The 19,844-nt window shown below is 71.0% G+C and carries 22 protein-coding genes and 1 riboswitch; of the genes, 13 read left to right on the top strand and 9 right to left on the bottom strand.

The window, feature by feature from the left end; translation table 11 throughout:
- Window positions 1–47: 47 nt before the first annotated feature.
- The 3 genes from ACWEBX_RS03025 to ACWEBX_RS03015 form a co-directional block, all read right to left on the bottom strand.
- On the bottom strand, window positions 48–521 hold the full coding sequence (locus ACWEBX_RS03025; RefSeq protein ID WP_451883135.1) for a C40 family peptidase: 474 nt from the start codon (window positions 519–521) through the stop codon (window positions 48–50).
- Between the two features lie 3 nt (window positions 522–524).
- Window positions 525–697, bottom strand: a riboswitch (cyclic di-AMP (ydaO/yuaA leader).
- A gap of 361 nt (window positions 698–1,058) precedes the next feature.
- Entirely contained in the window at window positions 1,059–1,364 is a 306-nt protein-coding gene (locus tag ACWEBX_RS03020; RefSeq protein WP_037616621.1) for a hypothetical protein, read from the bottom strand.
- Window positions 1,365–1,371: 7 nt separating this feature from the next.
- Window positions 1,372–2,007 (bottom strand): ATP-dependent Clp protease proteolytic subunit, encoded by a 636-nt coding sequence (locus ACWEBX_RS03015; protein ID WP_451883134.1) that lies wholly within the window; start codon window positions 2,005–2,007, stop codon window positions 1,372–1,374.
- Between the two features lie 187 nt (window positions 2,008–2,194).
- On the opposite strand from ACWEBX_RS03015, the gene ACWEBX_RS03010 reads away from it, so the two are divergent.
- The 8 genes from ACWEBX_RS03010 to ACWEBX_RS02975 all read left to right on the top strand — a co-directional run bounded on the left by ACWEBX_RS03010 (window position 2,195) and on the right by ACWEBX_RS02975 (window position 9,276).
- Complete coding sequence (locus ACWEBX_RS03010) at window positions 2,195–2,473, top strand: type II toxin-antitoxin system Phd/YefM family antitoxin (RefSeq protein ID WP_451883133.1); 279 nt, start codon at window positions 2,195–2,197, stop codon at window positions 2,471–2,473.
- A gap of 314 nt (window positions 2,474–2,787) precedes the next feature.
- A complete protein-coding gene (locus ACWEBX_RS03005) occupies window positions 2,788–3,090 on the top strand; it encodes an urease subunit gamma (protein ID WP_103550668.1) in 303 nt (100 codons plus the stop codon).
- 15 nt (window positions 3,091–3,105) lie between these two features.
- Window positions 3,106–3,417, top strand: a complete 312-nt coding sequence (locus ACWEBX_RS03000) for an urease subunit beta (RefSeq protein WP_361684177.1) — start codon at window positions 3,106–3,108, stop codon at window positions 3,415–3,417.
- Entirely contained in the window at window positions 3,410–5,131 is a 1,722-nt protein-coding gene (locus ACWEBX_RS02995; RefSeq protein WP_451883132.1) for an urease subunit alpha, read from the top strand. The genes ACWEBX_RS03000 and ACWEBX_RS02995 overlap by 8 nt, the downstream gene beginning before the upstream one ends.
- Window positions 5,131–5,805 carry an urease accessory protein UreF gene (locus ACWEBX_RS02990; protein ID WP_451883131.1) on the top strand — a complete coding sequence of 225 codons (675 nt, stop codon included), beginning with the start codon at window positions 5,131–5,133 and terminating at the stop codon, window positions 5,803–5,805. The genes ACWEBX_RS02995 and ACWEBX_RS02990 overlap by 1 nt, the downstream gene beginning before the upstream one ends.
- 259 nt (window positions 5,806–6,064) lie before the next feature.
- Window positions 6,065–6,742: an urease accessory protein UreG gene (ureG, locus tag ACWEBX_RS02985; RefSeq protein ID WP_451883130.1), complete on the top strand. Its 678-nt coding sequence runs from the start codon at window positions 6,065–6,067 to the stop codon at window positions 6,740–6,742.
- A complete protein-coding gene (locus ACWEBX_RS02980; protein WP_451883143.1) occupies window positions 6,739–7,497 on the top strand; it encodes an urease accessory protein UreD in 759 nt (252 codons plus the stop codon). Before ureG ends, ACWEBX_RS02980 begins: the two co-directional genes overlap by 4 nt.
- A 168-nt stretch (window positions 7,498–7,665) precedes the next feature.
- Complete coding sequence (locus ACWEBX_RS02975) at window positions 7,666–9,276, top strand: alpha/beta hydrolase (protein WP_451883129.1); 1,611 nt, start codon at window positions 7,666–7,668, stop codon at window positions 9,274–9,276.
- 67 nt (window positions 9,277–9,343) lie between these two features.
- Here the strand turns inward: ACWEBX_RS02975 and ACWEBX_RS02970 are convergent, their stop codons facing one another.
- From ACWEBX_RS02970 to ACWEBX_RS02955, 4 genes are all read right to left on the bottom strand, one after another.
- Window positions 9,344–10,069: a lysophospholipid acyltransferase family protein gene (locus ACWEBX_RS02970; protein WP_451883128.1), complete on the bottom strand. Its 726-nt coding sequence runs from the start codon at window positions 10,067–10,069 to the stop codon at window positions 9,344–9,346.
- Window positions 10,070–10,169: 100 nt separating this feature from the next.
- Window positions 10,170–11,414 carry an ornithine--oxo-acid transaminase gene (rocD, locus tag ACWEBX_RS02965; protein ID WP_451883127.1) on the bottom strand — a complete coding sequence of 415 codons (1,245 nt, stop codon included), beginning with the start codon at window positions 11,412–11,414 and terminating at the stop codon, window positions 10,170–10,172.
- Window positions 11,411–12,223 carry a dimethylargininase gene (gene ddaH / locus ACWEBX_RS02960; protein WP_451883126.1) on the bottom strand — a complete coding sequence of 271 codons (813 nt, stop codon included), beginning with the start codon at window positions 12,221–12,223 and terminating at the stop codon, window positions 11,411–11,413. The genes rocD and ddaH overlap by 4 nt, the downstream gene beginning before the upstream one ends.
- A 125-nt stretch (window positions 12,224–12,348) precedes the next feature.
- Window positions 12,349–12,852 (bottom strand): Lrp/AsnC family transcriptional regulator, encoded by a 504-nt coding sequence (locus ACWEBX_RS02955; RefSeq protein WP_451883125.1) that lies wholly within the window; start codon window positions 12,850–12,852, stop codon window positions 12,349–12,351.
- A 98-nt stretch (window positions 12,853–12,950) separates the two neighbouring features.
- Here ACWEBX_RS02955 and ACWEBX_RS02950 point away from each other — a divergent pair, with 98 nt between their 5' ends.
- The 5 genes from ACWEBX_RS02950 (at window position 12,951) to ACWEBX_RS02930 (ending at window position 17,387) form a co-directional block, all read left to right on the top strand.
- Window positions 12,951–13,706 (top strand): LytR/AlgR family response regulator transcription factor, encoded by a 756-nt coding sequence (locus tag ACWEBX_RS02950; protein ID WP_386981237.1) that lies wholly within the window; start codon window positions 12,951–12,953, stop codon window positions 13,704–13,706.
- Window positions 13,707–13,717: 11 nt separating this feature from the next.
- Window positions 13,718–14,113: a hypothetical protein gene (locus ACWEBX_RS02945; RefSeq protein ID WP_451883124.1), complete on the top strand. Its 396-nt coding sequence runs from the start codon at window positions 13,718–13,720 to the stop codon at window positions 14,111–14,113.
- Window positions 14,114–14,116: 3 nt separating this feature from the next.
- Window positions 14,117–15,898: a sodium/solute symporter gene (locus tag ACWEBX_RS02940; protein ID WP_451883123.1), complete on the top strand. Its 1,782-nt coding sequence runs from the start codon at window positions 14,117–14,119 to the stop codon at window positions 15,896–15,898.
- On the top strand, window positions 15,895–17,100 hold the full coding sequence (locus ACWEBX_RS02935) for a sensor histidine kinase (protein ID WP_451883122.1): 1,206 nt from the start codon (window positions 15,895–15,897) through the stop codon (window positions 17,098–17,100). The genes ACWEBX_RS02940 and ACWEBX_RS02935 overlap by 4 nt, the downstream gene beginning before the upstream one ends.
- A 128-nt stretch (window positions 17,101–17,228) precedes the next feature.
- On the top strand, window positions 17,229–17,387 hold the full coding sequence (locus tag ACWEBX_RS02930; RefSeq protein ID WP_384782862.1) for a hypothetical protein: 159 nt from the start codon (window positions 17,229–17,231) through the stop codon (window positions 17,385–17,387).
- 46 nt (window positions 17,388–17,433) lie between these two features.
- Here the strand turns inward: ACWEBX_RS02930 and ACWEBX_RS02925 are convergent, their stop codons facing one another.
- Window positions 17,434–18,387, bottom strand: a complete 954-nt coding sequence (locus ACWEBX_RS02925; protein WP_451883121.1) for a cytochrome c oxidase assembly protein — start codon at window positions 18,385–18,387, stop codon at window positions 17,434–17,436.
- A 136-nt stretch (window positions 18,388–18,523) separates the two neighbouring features.
- Window positions 18,524–19,549: a 6-phosphofructokinase gene (locus ACWEBX_RS02920; protein WP_451883120.1), complete on the bottom strand. Its 1,026-nt coding sequence runs from the start codon at window positions 19,547–19,549 to the stop codon at window positions 18,524–18,526.
- Window positions 19,550–19,844 lie beyond the last annotated feature (295 nt).

Below are 19,844 nucleotides of genomic sequence, written 5' to 3'. Positions count from 1 at the left end.
GAAGGGCTCACGCCGGGGCGGCGAGGTCCGCCGCCCCGGCGTGAGGGTCAGCCGACCCTGCCGTACCAGACGCTTCTCGTCCAGATCTTCTGCAGCTTCACCACTTCCCCGGTCTTCGGGGAGTGCCAGATCTTTCCCTTACCGGCGTAGATGCCGACGTGGTACACGTTCCGGCCCGAGTGGAAGAACACGAGGTCACCGGCCTTGCGGTGCGAGGCCGAGACATGGTGCGTCTTGTTGTACTGCGCCGCGGCCGTACGAGGCAGCTTCTTGCCCGCCTTCTTGTACGAGTAGAGCGTGAGCCCTGAGCAGTCGAAACGGTGCGGTCCGGTGGCGCCCCACTGGTAGGGGGAGCCGTGCTTCGACGCCGCGACCTGGAGTGCCCTCGTCGCGATGGTGGCCGCCTCGGCGTCGGGTGCGACACCGGGAACCACCAGGCTGCCGCCCACGGCGGCAAGAGTGAGCGCCGAGGCCGTACCGGCCCGGGTCCACAGCGACGGGACACGATTGAGCGCAGTCATGCGCAACCCTTCGTCAGCCGCCTGTGAAGGATGACCTGTCGGATTCGGGCTGGCGAAGTTGCCCGGCCGCTGCTGCGGCTTCACCCCAAGGACCGCCCGGAACTGTTCCGGCGGCCCGTCTAGCTGGGTCCTCCACTCCTGCCGATCCACTCCTGTCGACCGGGCATCCGGGAGGCGGCAGGACTCGGCGTCCGCCCGGACCGCCCCGCCGCTGTGGCGGGGGCTTGTCGTCGGAAGGGATCTTCACTCATCAGAGTCGGAAAATCCGAGCGGAACCGGCGTTTTGTGGGCTTACTCACCACTCGGCTGTTCGAGTGAACACCCCTCTGTTCGAGCACGTGTTGGAGACACCGATGAGGCCCGCACCTGCGACGACGGGTCCCATCCGGCGTCTGGACCACGCGTGTTGCGCAACTCGAAGGGGTCGCAGAAAGGACCGAGGAATACGCCGTCGGGGGGTACACCATCCGGTCCGTTTGAGTCGTGGACCAGACGTCACGGGGCTTCGGCGCGTACCGGCCCGTCGGTGGGGGTCCGTCAACTTCCGGACTCGGGCGGAACGGTGACCCGGGCCGCCCGCCGCTCTCCGCCGAGCACCCGCAGGGCCTGGGCCAGCGTCGGGGCGTGGACCTCGCTCTCGCCCCGCTGATGCATCAGCGCGAGGGCGTCCCGCAGGGCCTCCGCCTTGCCGACGAGCGCCTGAGCCGCCCTCAGGCCGCGATAGGTGTCTCCGGGGCGGGACGGATTGATGCGGCCGACCAGGTCGACCACGTCGAGGTAGCGGTCGATCAGCTCGGCCTCGGCGCGGGTCAGCGCGGGCAGCGGGGGGAGGTCCGGGATCATCGGCCGCTCACCTCGCGCCGGACGGGTCGAGCGCGGCCCTGCGGCTCGGGACGATCCGGTCGATCAGCCCGTAGGCCCGGGCCGCCGGGGCGTCGAGGATCTTGTCGCGCTCGAGGTCCGCCGCGACCCGCTCCGGGCTCCGGCCCGTGTGCCGTACGAGCATCTCCGCGAGCGTCCGACGGGTCCGCAGCAACTCCTCGGCCTGGATGACCAGGTCGCTCGTCCGGCCCTGGAACGGCTCGGCCGCCGACGGCTGACGCAGGAGCACGCGGGCCCCCGGCAGGGCGAGCCGCTTGCCCGGAGTCCCGCAGGCCAGCAGCACCGCCGCCGCCGAGGCCGCCTGACCGAGGCAGACCGTCTCGACGTCGCAGGTGACGAACCGCATCGTGTCGTAGATCGCGGTCATCGCGCCGAAGGAGCCGCCGGGGGAGTTGATGTACAGCGAGATGTCCTGTTCGGGCGCCTGGTGTTCGAGGTACATGAACTGGGCCGTCACGTCGTTCGCCGAGGTGTCGTCGATGGGCGTTCCGAGGAACACGATCCGTTCGCCGAGCAGCTTCGCGTACGGATCCAGGGTCCGGTGTCCCGCGCTCGTGCGTTCCGTGAACTCGGGCAGGACATAGCGGGCGGACGGGCTGTCCATGGCGCGCCTCCTCAGATCGACGTCTGTAAAAAATGTACAGGACGTACGTCCCTGGGGAAGGGGGCCATGCTGAGAGCGAAACGGCGGCATGCCCGGACGGGAAGGTGGCCGAGGGGTGCCGGGCGGCGCCGGCCGGCGGGATCTCGCGCCCCGCGGAGTGCGGGAGGCCCGGTCTAAGCTGGACGTCATGGCCTACGAGATTCCGGTGACGCAAGCCAGGGCTGAGCTCGCCGAACTGATCAACCGCGTCGTGTACGGCGGTGAGCGCGTCGTCGTGACGCGGCACGGCAAGCCACTCGTCGCCCTGGTCTCCGCGGCCGACCTGGAGCGACTCGAAGACCTCCCGGAGCCCGCGGACGACCAGGTGATCAGCTCGTTGTCCAGCGTCCGTGACGTGGCGTCCGCGCCCCGCGAGCACCAGCGGTTCGGCATCGCCGCGGAGCACCGGGGGCCCAGCGCCTCCTGACCGCCGCGTGACCGACGTGCCGCCCCGGCGTCCCGCGACGCGGTGCCTCGCGCCGCACGCCGTATACGGTCCGGCCCCCGGCGGCCGCACGGCGGCCCGGGGTGCCGCCAGGGCCCCGGTCGGCGGAACGGGGCAAGCGGGACGGCATCGCGGATCAGGGAGCGTTCTTCGGCCGGACCCGAAAGGGATCACAGGCCGGTTAACGTCCTCGAAACTCCGGCCAACTAGCGTGCCCATCCACGCCACCAGGGGTTTCGGTGGCCGCGGCCACCGGGCCCCGCACGGCCCGGAGCGAGGATGTGAGGTGGTACGCCGTGCAACTGACCCCGCACGAGCAGGAGAGGCTGCTGATCCATGTGGCGGCCGATGTCGCCGAGAAGCGCCGGGCCCGCGGACTGAGACTGAACCACCCCGAGGCCGTCGCCCTGATCACCTCGCACATCCTAGAAGGCGCCCGTGACGGCCGTACCGTCGCCGAACTGATGTCCTCCGGGCGCAAGATCCTCACCCGGGACGACGTCATGACGGGCATCCCCGAGATGATCCACGACGTCCAGGTCGAGGCCACCTTCCCGGACGGCACCAAGCTCGTCACCGTCCATGACCCGATCGTCTGACGGAGGGGGAGCGCCGTGATTCCCGGAGAGTTCCTGTTCGCCGACGAACCCGTCGTGTTCAACGAGGGGCGTGCCGCCACCCGGCTGACCGTCCTCAACGCCGCCGACCGCCCCGTCCAGGTCGGCTCCCACTACCACTTCGCCGAGGCCAATCCCGGTCTGGACTTCGACCGCGCCGCCGCCCGCGGGAAGCGGCTCAACGTCGCCGCCGGAACCGCCGTGCGCTTCGAGCCGGGGATCCCGGTCGAGGTCGAACTCGTCCCGCTCGCCGGCGCCCGCGTGGTGCCCGGACTGCGCGGGGAGACAGGAGGTGCCCTCGATGCCTGAGATCTCGCGTGCCGCGTACGCCGATCTGTTCGGTCCGACCACCGGCGACCGCATCCGCCTCGCCGACACGGACCTGCTGATCGAGATCGAGGAGGACCGCTGCGGCGGGCCCGGTCTCGCCGGTGACGAGGCGGTGTTCGGCGGGGGCAAGGTCATCCGGGAATCCATGGGCCAGGCACGCGCCACGCGCGCCGAAGGCACCCCGGACACCGTCGTCACCGGCGTCGTGATCGTCGACCACTGGGGGATCGTCAAGGCGGACGTCGGCATCCGCGACGGCCGGATCTCCGGCATCGGCAAGGCCGGCAACCCCGACACCATGGACGGCGTCCATCCCGACCTGGTGATCGGCCCCGAGACCGAGATCATCGCGGGCAACGGACGGATCATGACGGCGGGCGCCATCGACGCCCACGTCCATCTGATCTGCCCGCAGATCGCCGACGAGGCCCTCGCCTCCGGGATCACGACGCTCGTCGGCGGCGGCACGGGTCCCGCCGAGGGCTCCAAGGCGACCACCGTCACCCCCGGCCCCTGGCATCTGGCCCGGATGCTGGAGGCGATGGAGGGCTACCCGCTGAACTTCGGTCTGCTCGGGAAGGGCAACACCGTCTCGCACGAGGCGATGCTCTCGCAGATCCGGGGCGGTGCGCTCGGCCTGAAGATCCACGAGGACTGGGGCTCGACACCCGCCGCGATCGACGCCGCGCTCACCGTCGCCGACCGCACCGGTATCCAGGTCGCCATCCACACCGACACCCTGAACGAGTCCGGGTTCGTCGCCGACACCCTCGCCGCCATCGCCGGACGCGGTATCCACGCGTACCACACGGAGGGTGCGGGCGGCGGGCACGCGCCGGACATCATGACCGTGGTCTCCGAGCCGTACGTCCTGCCGAGCTCGACCAACCCGACCCGGCCCTACACCGTCAACACCGCCGAGGAACACCTCGACATGCTGATGGTCTGCCACCACCTGAACCCGGCGGTGCCCGAGGACCTGGCCTTCGCCGAGTCCCGCATCCGGCCGTCCACCATCGGGGCCGAGGACATACTCCACGACCTCGGTGCCATCTCGATCATCTCCTCCGACTCCCAGGCCATGGGCCGCGTCGGCGAGGTCGTCCTGCGGACCTGGCAGACGGCCCATGTGATGAAGCGGCGCCGGGGCGCCCTGCCGGGTGACGGCCGTGCCGACAACCATCGTGTACGTCGCTATGTCGCCAAATACACGATCAACCCGGCGCTCGCGCAGGGACTCGCCCGCGAGATCGGCTCGGTGGAGACCGGCAAGCTCGCCGACCTGGTCCTGTGGGAGCCCGCGTTCTTCGGGGTCAAACCGCACCTCGTCATCAAGGGCGGAATGATCGCGTACGCGCAGATGGGCGACGCCAACGCCTCCATCCCGACACCGCAACCGGTCCTGCCCCGGCCGATGTTCGGGGCGATCGGGCGGGCTCCCGCCGCGAACTCGTTCAACTTCGTGGCACCGCTGGCCATCGAGGACGGGCTGCCGGAACGGCTCTCGCTGGGCAAGCGGTTCGTCGCCATCGAGTCCACGCGGGCGGTGACCAAGGCCGACATGCGGGAGAACGACGCCCGGCCCGACGTACGGATCGACCCCGACAGCTTCGCCGTGCACATCGACGGGGAGCTCGTCGAGGCGACTCCGGCCGCCGAACTGCCCATGGCCCAGCGTTACTTCCTCTTCTGATGTCCCGGGCGGCACTTCTCGTCCTGGCCGACGGCCGCTTCCCCGCCGGAGGGCACGCGCACTCCGGCGGGGCCGAGGCCGCGGTGCGGGCCGGGCGGATCACCGGAGCGGCGAGCCTGGAGGACTTCTGCAGGGGAAGGCTGCACACGAGCGGACTCGTCTCGGCCGCGCTGGCCGCGGCGGGCGCGCTCGGGGTCGATCCGGTGGCCCTGGACGCGGCCGCCGACGCCCGCACGCCCTCCCTCGCTCTGCGGGTCGCCGCGCGCCGCCTGGGCCGGCAGCTCCTGCGGGCCGCCAGGGCGACCTGGCCGTCCTCCGAACTCGACGCGCTGGCCCGGGAGTTCCCCAAGGGGGCGCATCAGCCGGTCGTGCTGGGCGTGGCCGCGCGGGCCGCCGGTCTCGGGCCCGAGGACGCCGCGTACTGCTCCGCGTACGAGTGCGTCAGCGGGCCCGCGTCGGCGACGGTCCGGTTGCTGAGCCTCGACCCGTTCGACGCGACGGCCGCGCTGGCCCGGCTCGCGCCGGAACTCGACGTCGTCGCCCACGCGGCGGCGAGTGCGGCGCGGCGGGTCCTCGACGACGGGGTCGAGGCACTTCCCGCCGCGTCGGCCCCGCTGCTGGACATCGGCGCGGAGGCGCACGCGGCCTGGCCGGTACGGCTGTTCGCGTCCTGACGGCCGCACGCTCCCGGACCACGGGAAGCCCGCGGACCTCGCTGTGGCCCGGTAGCCGTCCCTCGGACGGCCGACCAGCCGCCAGCCCGGTCACCCGGTCACCCGGTCACCCGGTCACCCGGTCACCCGGTCACCCGGGCAACCCCGTCGCCCAGGGTGCCCGCTCGTCCGGATTCCCGGCTTCCGGAACACCCGTTGCCGACCCGCTACCCGAACTCGATCCCTCCCCCCCCACGCCGAACGAAGTTGGAGTCGTATCGTGCATCTCGATCACCTTCACCACGGACCGTCCGCCGTCAGCGCCGACGCCCGGCGGCCCGACGGAAGGCGCCGTGCCCTGCGTATCGGGCTCGGCGGCCCCGTCGGCTCCGGGAAGACCGCGACCGTCGCCGCGCTCTGCCGTGCGCTGCGCGACGAACTGTCCCTCGCCGTCGTCACCAACGACATCTACACCCGCGAGGACGCCGAGTTCCTGCTGCGGGAGGCGGTGCTGCCTCCCGAGCGGATCACCGCCGTCGAGACCGGCGCCTGCCCGCACACCGCGATCCGGGACGACATCTCCGCCAACCTCGAAGCGGTCGAGGATCTGGAGGACGAGATCGGCCCGCTGGATCTGATCCTCGTGGAGTCCGGCGGCGACAACCTCACAGCGACCTTCTCCAAAGGACTCGTCGACGCCCAGATCTTCGTGATCGACGTCGCCGGCGGGGACGACATCCCCCGCAAGGGCGGGCCCGGGGTCACGACGGCCGACCTGCTCGTCGTGAACAAGACCGACCTGGCGCCGTACGTCGGCTCCGACCTCGGGCGGATGGCGACCGACGCCAAGGCCCAGCGGGACGGACGTCCCGTGGTCTTCCAGTCGTTGCGCACCGAGGCCGGCGTCGCGGCGGTCGCCGACTGGGTGCGGGAGCGGCTCGCGGCGTGGACCGCGTGACGACGGCGGGAGTCCGCGCCACCGCGCGGATCGAGGCCAGGGACGACGGCCGAGGCGGGACCTCGCTGCCCGTGCTGGACGGAGAGGGACCGCTCGCCCTGCGCCGGGTGCGAAGCGGTGGGCCGGAGGCGCGCGTGATGCTCGTCGGGGCGATGAGCGGACCGCTCGGCGGCGATCGGCTCGCCGTCGAGACCCGGGTCGGTCCGGGTGCGCGCCTGCGGGTCGGCTCGGCCGCCGCCACCATCGCCCTGCCCGGACAGGCCAAGGGGGAGGCCCGCTACGACATGCGCCTGGACGTTGCCGACGGAGGCGAACTGTGGTGGCTGCCCGAGCAGTTGATCTCAGCGGGAGGCAGTGAACTGTCCGTCTCGTCGCGTATCGAGCTCCGGGGCGGTGCCCGCCTGGTCTTCCGGGAGGAGCAGGTGCTCGGGCGGGTGGGCGAGGAACCCGGGCGGCTGACCAGCCGTCTCACCGTGCGACACCACGGACGGGCCCTGCTCGACCAGGAGTTGGCGTGCGGTCCCGGTGCGCCCGGCGGCTGGGACGGGCCCGCCGTCCTTGCCGGACATCGCGCACTCGGCCAACTCGTGATCGTAAAACCGGAGTTCGAGGGGGATCCGCCGGCGGCACGACCGCTCGGGGAGTACGCCGCGCTCACGCCGCTCGCCGGACCCGCCGTGCTGGTGACGGCACTCGCGCCCGACGCGCTGCTGCTGAGACGGGTGCTGGACGAAGCGCTGAGCGAACTGACGTAATGTCAACTATCTTTCACAGTGGTCGTATTCACATCGGGCTGACCGCTCACCGGAACAGGCCGTACCGGCTATCGGATTGGTAAAGAACACCGGTCGCGTCTGTTCCCAGGGACCTCACAGCCGAAAGGATTCCCGTACCAATCGCAATGATGTACGGGGAGGTCACACTTGAGGTCCAAGAGACCGACGAAACGGGTGGCGGCGCTGGGTTCGGCCGGTGTGCTCGTCACGGCGACCCTCATAGCCGGCGCCGTCGCGGCGCCGTCGGCCACCGCCGACTCGCGGCACGGCCACGACTACGGGCAGAGCCGCGAGCAGCGCGGCGCGGCCGTCGCCGCCGAGCGGGCCGCCAAGGCCGGGATCGACTGGCAGGACTGCCCGACCGACTGGGGCTTCGAGAAGCCGATCCAGTGCGGCTGGGTGAGCGTGCCGCTGGACTACGCACACCCCCATGGCAAGCAGCTCAAGCTGGCCGTGGACCGCATCGGGAACACCGGCACCAAGGAGGAGCGGCAGGGCGCGCTCGTCTACAACCCGGGCGGCCCCGGCGGTTCCGGCATGCGCTTCCCGCGCCGTGTCACCACCAAGAACCCCCTGTGGGTGAACACCGCCAAGGCGTACGACTTCGTGGGCTTCGACCCGCGCGGTGTCGGCCACTCGGCGCCCATCTCCTGCATCGACCCGCAGGAGTTCGTCAAGGCGCCCAAGGCGGACCCGGTCCCGGACTCCGAGGCCGACAAGCGGGCCCAGCGCAAGCTGGCCGCGGAGTACGCCGACGGCTGCGCCGAGCGCAGCGGCAAGGCCGTGCTGGCGCAGATGACCACGCCCAACACGGCACGCGACCTCGACGTCATCCGGGCCGCGCTCGGCGAGAAGAAGCTCAACTACCTGGGCGTCTCCTACGGCACCTACCTCGGAGCCGTCTACGGCACGCTCTTCCCGGGGCACGTGCGCCGCATGGTCGTCGACAGCGTCGTCAACCCGTCGCGCGAGAACATCTGGTACCAGGCCAACCTGGAGCAGGACATCGCCTTCGAGGGCCGCTGGAAGGACTGGGAGGACTGGGTCGCCAATAACGACGCGGCCTTCCACCTCGGTGACACCCGCGCCAAGGTGCAGGACCAGTGGCTGAAGCTGCGTGCCACCGCGAAGAAGGCCCCGCTGGGCGGCGTCGTCGGCCCCGCCGAGCTGATCTCCTTCTTCCAGAGCGCCCCGTACTACGACTCCTCGTGGGTGCCGACCGCCTCGGTGTTCAGCAAGTACGTCGCCGGTGACACCCAGGCGCTCGTCGACGCCGCGTCCCCCGACCTGTCGGACACGGCGGGCAACATCTCCTCGGAGAACGGGAACGCCGTGTACACGGCCGTCGAGTGCACCGACGCGCAGTGGCCCACGAGCTGGCGGAAGTGGGACCGGGACAACACCCGGCTCAACGCCCAGTACCCGTTCATGACCTGGGCCAACGCGTGGATGAACCTGCCGTGCGCTACCTGGCCGGTCAAGCAGCAGACCCCGGTGGAGGTGAGGACCGGCAAGGGCCTGCCCGCCGTCCTCATCGTCCAGTCCACCAATGACGCCGCCACGCCCTACGCCGGCGCCGTCGAGTTGCACAAGCGGTTCAAGGGCTCCCGCCTGATCACCGAGCAGGGCGCGGGCTCGCACGGTGTGACCGGACTGGTCAACCCGTGCATCAACGGGCGGGTGGACTCCTACCTGCTCACCGGCAGGACGGACGCGGCCGATGTGACGTGCACGCCGCACGCCACGCCGCAGCCGTAGTCCCGACGGCACGAGGGGGCGGCCGGAATCCCGGCCGCCCCCTTCGCCGTGCCTGGCGTCGTACGCGTCAACTCAACGGCATCCGGGGGAACTTGCGTCCCGCCTCGGCCTTCTCCGCCGCTTCCTCCGCCTTGGCGACGGCCGCGTACTGGTCGACGTACTCCTGCTCGGAGAGAGACAGGATGGCGTACATGATCTCGTCGGTGATGGCCCGCAGCACGGCCTTCTCGCCCTCCATCCCGGCATAGCGCGAGAAGTCGAGCGGCTTGCCGAAGCGGATCACCACGGGGTGGATCCGCGGGAGCTTCCGGCCCGGCGGCTGGGCCTCGAAGGTGCCGATCATCGCGCACGGGATGACGGGGGCCTGAGCCCGCAGGGCCATCACGGCGACGCCGACCTTGCCCTTGTAGAGGCGGCCGTCGTGCGAGCGGGTGCCCTCGGGGTAGATCCCGAGCAGCTCGTCCTTGTTCAGCACCCCGAGTCCCTCGCGGATCGCCGCCTGGCCCGCCTCCTTGCCGGAGCGGTCCACCGGAATCTGTCCGATGCTGCGGAAGAACGCCGCGGTCAGCCGCCCCTTGATGCCGGGCCCGGTGAAGTACTCGGCCTTCGCCAGGAAGGTGATCCGGCGCTTCAGGATCGCCGGCATCAGGAAGTGGTCCGCGAAGGACAGGTGGTTGCCGGCGACGATGGCACGGCCCGACGACGGAACGTGCTCAAGGCCCTCGATCCGAGGCCGGAAGGTCACTCTCAGCAGCGGACCCAAAAGCACATATTTGAGCACGTGATAAAACACTGGGGCACTCCTCGTTTTCCCCGGGGAGCGATCAGTGTAGGCGCGGCCGTCGCCGGGCGTAACCATGGAGGTGTCACTCTCTGTGGCCTCTTGGCCGGTATCAGACCCCTTGCGTCAGCACTTTCTCAAGAGACCCGAGAGCCGACAGGAGTTCCTCCGCCGTGATGGTGAGCGGCGGCGCCAGCCGGATGGTCGAGCCGTGGGTGTCCTTGACCAGAATCCCCTCGTGCATCAGGCCCTTGCTGATCTCCCGGCCCGTGCCGATGGACGGGTCGATGTCGACGCCGGCCCACAGCCCCCGTGAGCGGAAGCCCTCGACGCCCCGGCCCACCAGGGCCGTCAGCCCGTCCCGCAGCAGGACGCCCAGGTCGGCCGCCCGTCGCTGGTACTCACCGGTCTCCAGCAGGCCCACGACCGCCGAGCCGACCGCCGCGGCCAGCGGATTGCCGCCGAACGTCGAGCCGTGCTCACCCGGACGCAGCACGCTCAGCACGTCCCGGCGTCCGACGACCGCGGAGACGGGCACGATGCCGCCGCCGAGCGCCTTGCCGAGCAGCAGCAGGTCGGGGACGACCGCCTCGTGCTCCACCGCCAGGGTGCTGCCGGTTCGGCCCAGGCCGGACTGGATCTCGTCCGCGACGAACAGACAGCCGGTGCGGCGGGTGAGCTCGCGGACGCCGGCGAGATAGCCGTCGTCCGGGATGATCACGCCCGCCTCGCCCTGGATGGGTTCGAGCAGCACCGCGGCCGTCGTCTCGTCGATCGCCGCTTCGAGCGCGGCCAGGTCGTTGTACGGCACGACCCGGAAGCCGGGCGTGAAGGGGCCGAAGCCGGAGCGGGCCGTCTCGTCGGTGGAGAAGCTGACGATCGTCGTCGTACGGCCGTGGAAGTTGTCGGCCGCGACCACGATGGTGGCCGCGCCGGGCTCGACGCCCTTCACCTCGTACGCCCACTTACGGGCCACCTTGACGGCGCTCTCCACCGCCTCGGCGCCCGTGTTCATCGGCAGGACCATGTCCAGGCCCGTCAACGCGGCCAGGGACTCAGCGAATCCGGCGAGCTGGTCGTTGTGGAAGGCCCGCGAGGTCAGGGTGAGCCGGTCGAGCTGGCGGTGCGCCGCCTCGATCAGCACCGGGTTGCGGTGGCCGAAGTTGAGCGCCGAGTAGCCCGCCAGCATGTCGAGATAGCGGCGCCCCTCGACGTCCTCGACCCAGGTGCCCTCGGCGTGCGCGACGACCACGGGCAGCGGGTGGTAGTTGTGCGCCAGGACGGGGCCCTCGGCCCGGATCAGTTCCTCGGAGCTGCGTGCGCCGGCGGGCGTGGTCGCACGGGCGGGAGCGGTCATGAACGGATCTCCTGTGTGCAGCACTTGATGCCGCCGCCGGCCTTGTGGAACTCGGACAGGTCGACGGGGACGGGGACGTACCCATGGTGGACGAGTTGCTCGGTGAGGGCCTCGGCGCGCGGCGCGATGAAGACGTGACGGCCGTCCGAGACGGAGTTCAGGCCGAAGGCGAGGGCGTCCTCACGGGTGCCGAGCACCGCGTCCGGGAACAGTCGGCCCAGCACCTCGCGGCTGCCCGGCGAGAACGCCTCCGGGTAGTACGCGATGTTGTCCTCGTCGAGGACGAAGAGCGCGGTGTCCAGATGGTAGAAGTGCGGGTCCACCAGGCGCAGGCTGATCACCGGGACGCCGAAGAACTCCTGGACCTCGCGATGGGCCTCGGGCGTGGTGCGAAATCCCGTACCGGCGAGGATGTGGCGGCGCGTCGGGACGAGATCGCCCTCGCCCTCGCACACCGATTCCGGTCGGTAGACGTCGAAACCGGCCGTCTTGAACCAGGTCTCGTACGCGGTGGACTCGGGGCGGCGCTCCGGTGCGTGGAAGGACGAGCCGAAGACACGGCCCTCCAGGACGAGCGCGCAGTTCGCGGCGAAGACCATGTCGGGAAGGCCGGGGACCGGCTCGACGGATTCGACGGTGTGGCCGTGGGCGCGATAGGCGCTGATCAGCGCCTGCCATTGATCACGCGCGAGATCGACGTCCACGGGGGTGTCGGGACGCATCCACGGGTTGATCGCGTACTGCACGGCGAAGTGTCTGGGTTCGCAGACGAGAAAGCGCCGGGGGCGGGGCACACGGCTTTCGGACACAGAGAGGTTCCTCCGCTTCCTGCGGTGTCATCTGGTGGGATGTCTCAACGGTAAGAAGCGGGGGACACGGGCGACAAGCGACGAGAGCTGCGCGTATACGCAGTACTGCTGCGTGATCGGCGGGGTCAGCGCACGTTTCCTGCGTCATCGGGGGCGGCGTGGGTCGCCCCGGCCTCCGGCGCCTCGGGCAGCAGATGCGACAGCACCATGTAGCTGATCGTCTTCCGGATGAACGGCTCCACCCGGATGCGCTCCAGGACCTCCTCGAAGTGCTCCACGTCGACGGCCCGTACGTGCAGCAGCGCGTCCGCGCCCCCGGTCACCGTCATCGCCGCGGTGATCTCCGGATGGTTGCGCACCACCTCCGCGAGCCGCCTGGGGGGCGCCGCGCCCTCGCAGTACACCTCCACGTACGCCTCCGTGCGCCAGCCGAGCGCCGCGGGCTTCACCGTGGCCGTGAAGCCGGTGATCACGCCTGTCTCGCGCAGCCGGTCGACCCGGCGCTTGACCGCCGTCGCGGACAGCCCGATCGCCGCGCCGATCTCCGCGAATGTCGTCCGGGCATTGGCCATCAGGGCTGTGATGATCTTGCGGTCGAGCTCGTCGAACATCGCGGGCTTGCTGCTCATGGGCGCACTGTATCCAGCGGCGACCACCACCCGGCCGGCGGCGACGGCCGTGTCCCGCACATGTCCAGCCACGCGAATCGCTCCTACACTCCACTCTCATGCTGCGCGCGCTCGCCGTCGACGACGAACAACCCTCCCTCGAAGAGCTGCTGTACCTGCTCAACGCCGATCCCCGGGTCTCCAGCGCCGAGGGAGCGAGCGACGCGACCGAGGCGCTGCGCCGGATCAACCGGGCCCTGCAGTCGGGCCCCGGCGGACCCGAGGCCATCGACGTCGTCTTCCTCGACATCCACATGCCCGGCCTGGACGGGCTCGACCTGGCCCGGCTGCTCGGCGGGTTCGCGCAGCCGCCGCTCGTCGTGTTCGTCACCGCCCACGAGGGATTCGCCGTGCAGGCCTTCGAACTCAAGGCCGTCGACTACGTCCTGAAGCCCGTACGCCGCGAACGGCTCGCCGAGGCCGTCCGCAGGGCCGCCCAACTCCGGGACACCGCACCGCTCATCCCCGTCCACGAGCCCGACCCCGACCACATATCCGTCGAACTCGGCGGAGTCACACGCTTCGTGGCCGTCGAGGACATCACCCACGTGGAGGCCCACGGCGACTACGCCCGGCTGCACACCGCGCAGGGCAGCCATCTGGTGCGCATCCCGCTGTCCACCCTCGAGGAACGCTGGCGCTCCCGCGGCTTCGTCCGCATCCACCGGCGCCACCTGGTCGCCCTGCGCCACATCGGCGAACTCCGCCTGGACGCGGGCACGGTGAGCGTCCTCGTCGACTCCGTCGAACTCCAGGTCAGCCGCCGCCACACCCGCCAACTGCGCGATCTGCTGCTGCGCCGGACCACGAGCTGAGGAGCACCCGCGTGCCGCAGGACCCCACCGAACGCCGCGTGGTCGTCACCGGAGTGCCCCGGGACACCCTCCCCCACGCTCGGCTTCGGCCGCGCGGGCGGTACCCCCAGACCTCCCCCTACTACCGGCCGAGGACCGAGATCGACGAACAGACCACCCTCGGGCACACCTATGTGCGCTCCCTGATGCACAGTCAACTCCGGGCGGCCTGCCTCACGTTCGCCGTTCTGGTCCTGCTCGTCGGACCACTGCCGCTGGTCTTCGCCGCGATGCCGGACGGAGCCACCCTGGAATGGGCCGTCCTCGGCTTCTGCCTGTACCCGCCGCTGGTGCTGCTGGCCCGCTGGTACGTACGGCGGGCCGAACGCAACGAGAGGGACCTCGTGCGCCTGGTCGAGGACCGCTGAACCGTGAACGAGAGCTACTCCGTTCCCGCCGTCGCCCTCGTCGTCCTCGCGACCGTCCTGGTCGGCGCGTTCGGGCTGCGCATCTCCCGGACCACCTCCGACTTCTACGTCGCCTCGCGCACCGTCGGCCCCCGGCTCAACGCGGCCGCGATCAGCGGCGAGTACCTCTCCGCCGCCTCCTTCCTCGGCATCGCCGGCCTGGTGCTCGTCCAGGGACCCGACATGCTCTGGTACCCGGTCGGCTACACCGCCGGCTATCTCGTGCTGCTCCTCTTCGTCGCGGCACCCCTGCGCCGATCCGGCGCCTACACCCTGCCCGACTTCGCGGAGGCCCGGCTCGGCTCCCAGGCCGTCCGACGGCTCGCCGGGGCGTTCGTCGTCGGTGTCGGCTGGCTCTATCTGCTGCCTCAACTCCAGGGTGCGGGGCTGACGCTGGCCGTCGTGACCGACGCGCCCGACTGGTTCGGCGGGGTGCTGGTCGCCGTCGTCGTGGTGGCCACGGTCGCCGCGGGCGGCATGCGCAGCATCACCTTCGTCCAGGCCTTCCAGTACTGGCTCAAGCTCACCGCCCTGCTCGTCCCCGCGCTCTTCCTGATCCTCGCCTGGCACTCCCACGGCGCCCCGCGCGACGCCTTCGAGGAACCGCCGGCCTTCCGCGAACAGCGCCTCGTCCGGGTCGATTCCACGCTCGACCTGAAGCTGTCCCGGCCGCTCACCGTCACCGCGACGGGCACCGTCGACGGCCGGCGGTACGAGGGCACGCGCGTCCGGCTCCCGCGCGGCACCCACCGCGTCGACGGCGGCACCCGGCTGACCTTCGACCGGGGAACCCCGGTCCCGGCGGCCGAACGCGGCAGCGCCGACGCCCTGTCCGCCTCGCCGGCCGCCGGCCGTGAGGAACGCCCGCTCTACGCCACGTACGGACTGATCCTCGCCACCTTCCTCGGCACGATGGGCCTTCCTCACGTCGTCGTCCGCTTCTACACCAGCCCGCACGGTGTCGCCGCCCGCCGCACCACCGTCGCCGTCCTCGGCCTCATCGGAGCCTTCTATCTCCTGCCGCCCGTCTACGGCGCGCTGGGCCGGCTGTACGCCCCAGAACTCAGCCTCACCGGCGACGCGGACGCCGCCGTCCTCCTGCTGCCCGACCGGATGATCGGCGGAGTCGGCGCGGACCTGCTCGGGGCGCTCGTCGCGGGCGGCGCCTTCGCCGCGTTCCTCTCGACGGCGTCCGGGCTCACCATGGCGGTCGCGGGCGTGCTCACCCAGGACGTCCTGCCCTCGCGCGGCGTACGGCACTTCCGGCTCGGCACCGTCCTGGCGATGGCCGTACCGCTCGCCGCGAGCGTGCTGGTGGGCGGGCTGCCCGTCGCCGACGCGGTGGGGCTCGCGTTCGCCGTGTCCGCGTCCTCCTTCTGCCCGCTGCTGGTCCTCGGCATCTGGTGGCGGCGGCTCACCCCGCCCGGGGCGGCGGCCGGGATGCTCGTCGGCGGCGGGGCGGCACTCGTCGCCGTCGGCGCGACCATGGCCGGCTATCCGGGGACGGCGGGCCCGCTGCGCGCTCTGCTCGCCTGGCCGGCGCTCTGGTCGGTGCCGCTCGGCTTCGTGACCATGGTGCTGGTGTCGCTCGCCACCGCCGCCCGCGTACCGCCCGGAACGGCGGCGATCCTCGCCCGCTTCCACCTACCGGAAGAACTCACGGACGACCAGGTCCGCGCGGCGGTCGGCGCCCCGGCGGGCACGGCCGCGGACACGAAGGAGACCGGCGGGGTGGTGAGCGGGTGAGCGGGTTCGTCGCCGGGCTGTGTGTGGCCGTGCTCCCGCTGCTGGCGGCCGGGTTCTGGCTCGGCAGGCGTACCGCGCGGTCCGAGAGCCTCGGAGGACTCGGCACCCCGGTCGAGCACGCCACCTTCCAGACCCTGCACACCGCCTCGCTCGCCGCGCCCCCGCTCCGCGCCGGACTCACCGAGGAGACGGCCCGCCGGTCCGCCCGGCGGCTGCGCACCCTGCTCGGCACGGACGCCCTGTGCCTCACCGACCAGGAGACGGTCCTCGCCTGGGACGGCGTCGGCGCCCACCACCGCGCCGAGGTCATGGAACGTCTCGGCGCCCCGCTGGAGACCGGCCGGGGCGAGGCCTTCCGGCTGACCTGCGACGAACCCGACTGCCCGCTGCGCTGGGCCGTCGTGGCTCCGCTCACCGTCGACGAACGGGTGCACGGAGCGCTCGTCGCCTGCGCGCCCCGCGAGTCCGCGGTCCTGGTGCGCGCCGCCGGCGAGGTCGCGCGCTGGGTCTCCGTCCAACTGGAACTGGCCGACCTCGACCGGTCCCGGACACGGCTGATCGAGGCGGAGATCAAGGCGCTCCGCGCGCAGATATCCCCGCACTTCATCTTCAACTCGCTCGCCGTGATCGCCTCGTTCGTGCGCACCGATCCCGAGCGCGCCCGCGAGCTCCTTCTGGAGTTCGCCGACTTCACCCGCTACTCGTTCCGCCGGCACGGTGACTTCACCACTCTCGCCGACGAGCTGCACGCCATCGACCACTACCTGGCGCTCGTCCGGGCCCGCTTCGGCGACCGGCTGTCCGTCACCCTGCAGATCGCGCCCGAGGTGCTGCCGGTCGCACTGCCCTTCCTCTGCCTCCAGCCCCTGGTGGAGAACGCCGTCAAACACGGTCTGGAGGGCAAGACCGACAAGAGCCACATCAGCATCACCGCGCAGGACGCCGGCGCGGAGGCGCTGGTGGTCATCGAGGACAACGGCATCGGCATGGACCCCGAACGGCTGCGCCGCATCCTGTCCGGGGAGGTCGGCCCCTCCGGGGGGATCGGACTCTCCAATGTCGACGAACGGCTGCGCCAGGTGTACGGCGACGATCACGGCCTGGTCATCGAAACCGCGATGGGGGCGGGAATGAAGATCACCGCCCGGCTCCCCAAGTACCAGCCGGGCGTCCACTCCGCGACCCGTCTCTCCCGCCAGTGAGATCATCACGGCCCGCGCCCGAGGGGCCCGGGAGTTCGCACGGCCCTGGCGAAGCGCGTCCCTCCGGGTGAAAATGGCCCCAAAGGCCACGGCCCGCGTCGCGGACCCGCCTCGAGGAGGGTGTTGCGATGCCCGGTTCGACGAAGACGATGGGGGTGCTCACCGTGGGCGGGCTCGTCGTGGTGACGGCCTACACGGTGGCGCTGGGCAGCAACGGCTGGCTGTGGTTCGGCTGGGTCGTGCTGGGTCTGATCACCCTGGGGATGGTGGTCTCCCGCAGCACCTGACCGTGAGCCCGCCGCACCGGCCGGTCCTCTCCCGGCGGCCGGAACCTCAGCGGCCGCGTGCGTTCAGCGAGGCCAGATAGGCGTTGTAGGCCTCGAGTTCCTTGTCGCCGTCCCGGTCCGCGGCGCGGTCCAGGCGCCGGGCCTGCCGCTGCTCGGAGTTGTACCACTGGAAGAGCAGCGCGAGCAGGACGAGGACGGAGGGGATCTCGCTGAACGCCCAGGCGATCCCGCCGGCGGCGGTCTGGTCGGCGAGCGCGTCGATGCCGAGCGAGGCCGGCGGGTTCTTGTACGACTCGACCATCGGGCCCGACGCCATCATCAGGGCGATGCCGAAGAACGCGTGGAACGGCATCCCCGCGAACAGCTCCAGCATCCGCATCAGATAGCCCGGCCGGTGCGGGCCCGGGTCCACGCCCATGATCGGCCAGAAGAAGAACAGGCCGACGAGGAGGAAGTGGCACATCATCACGATGTGGCCCGTGGTGGAGCCCATCAGGAAGTCGAAGATGGGGGAGAAGTACAGCGCGTAGAGGCTCGCGATGAACATCGGGATGGTGAACGCCGGGTGGGTGACGACACGCATGTACCGGCTGTGCAGGAACATCAGCAGCAGTTCGCGCGGCCCCTTGGTGCCGCGTCTGGCGGCCACCGGCAGCGCGCGCAGCGCCAGCGTGATCGGCGCCCCGAGCAGGATGAGGATCGGGGTGAGCATGCTCATCACCATGTGCTGGACCATGTGCACGCTGAACATGGCCATGCCGTAGTCGTTCAGCCGGGTGCACATGACGAGCATGACCGTCAGCACGCCGGTCACGAAGGCGGCCGTACGGCCCCACGACCAGGCGTCGCCGCGCCGGACCAGCCGGACGACTCCCCAGCCGTACAGTCCGAGCCCGAGCAGGCACGCGACGAGGAAGAACGGGTCCGCGGACCACTCGAGCCCCCGCCCCAGCGTGAACGGCGGCAGATCCATGGTCATGCCGTGCCCGCTGTGATCCATCCGCCGGCTCCTGTTTCTGGGGATACCTCCCGGCCCTTTTAAGGCACTGGGGGAGGTTGTGCGCTGTCTGTCCGCACCAGAGTAGAACCGCCCCCGGCCGCGACTGCGACCGGGGGCGGTTCCGAAGACGTACGGCTCAGAGCACGCACTCCGCCTCGGCGTAGCGCTCGTCCGGAACCGTCTTCAGGGTCTCGACCGCCTCCGCGAGCGACACCATCACGATGTCGGTGCCGCGCAGCGCGGTCATCATCCCGAACTCGCCCCGGTGCACGGCCTCCACGGCGTGCCAGCCGAACCGGGTCGCGAGCACGCGGTCGTACGCGGTCGGGGTACCGCCGCGCTGCACGTGTCCGAGGATGACCGGCCGGGCCTCCTTGCCGAGCCGCTCCTCCAGCTCGATGGAGAGCTGCCGGGCGATGCCCGCGAAGCGCTCGTGCCCGTAGATGTCCTTGCCGCCCTCGTCGTAGCGCATCGAGCCCTCGCGGGGCTTCGCGCCCTCGGCGGCGACCACGATGGCGAACCGCTTGCCCGCCTCGAAGCGCTCGCCGACCCGCGCGGCCAGCTCCTCGATGTCGAAGGGGCGCTCCGGTACGACGATGGCGTGGGCGCCCGCGGCCATGCCGGAGTGCAGCGCGATCCAGCCGGTGTGGCGGCCCATGACCTCCACGATCAGGACGCGCTGGTGGGACTCGGCGGTGGTCTTGAGGCGGTCGAGGGCCTCGGTCGCGACACCGACGGCCGTGTCGAAACCGAAGGTGACGTCCGTGACCGCGATGTCGTTGTCGATGGTCTTCGGCACCCCGACGATCGGCAGGCCGCCGTCCGACAGCAGACGGGCCGCCTTCAGCGTGCCCTCGCCGCCGATCGGGATGATCGCGTCGAGCCCGAGGTCCGCGACGTGGCCCTTGGCCCGCTCCACGCCGTCACGCAGATGCGCGGGCTGGACCCGGGAGGAGCCGAGCATGGTGCCGCCGCGAGCGAGGATGCCGCTCACCGCGTCGAGGTCGAGCTTGAGGTAGTCGCACTCCAGAAGACCCTTCCAGCCGTCCCGGAAGCCGATGACCTCGTCGCCGTGGTCGACGACGGAACGGTGTACGACCGACCGGATGACGGCGTTCAGGCCGGGGCAGTCGCCGCCGGACGTGAGGACACCAATGCGCATAGCCCGAAATACCTTCTCAACGTGGTCCGGGGACCGGACCACGTTGTCCGGCGAGGATCGGCGCCAGCCTACCGGCGGGAGGGGTCCTCGCCGTACCGTGCGTCCGCCTGCTGGACGCACCCGCTCACCTGTGCGGATGCCGTTTCAGACGGGCTCCGGGCGGGGGCCCCACGGGTCCTTCGCGCCCAGCGGAAACGGTTTCACCTCGCGTTTCCCGGGACGTCGGAAACGGTTCTTTCCGGGAAACGCGAAGAGGAACCGTTCCTCCTTGAGAAACGGTTCCTCTGACCCGCAG

Source organism: Streptomyces sp. NPDC005070 (assembly GCF_053600395.1).
The sequence above is the reverse complement of the archived record's forward strand: the minus strand, read 5'-3'. Positions and strand labels throughout refer to the sequence as shown.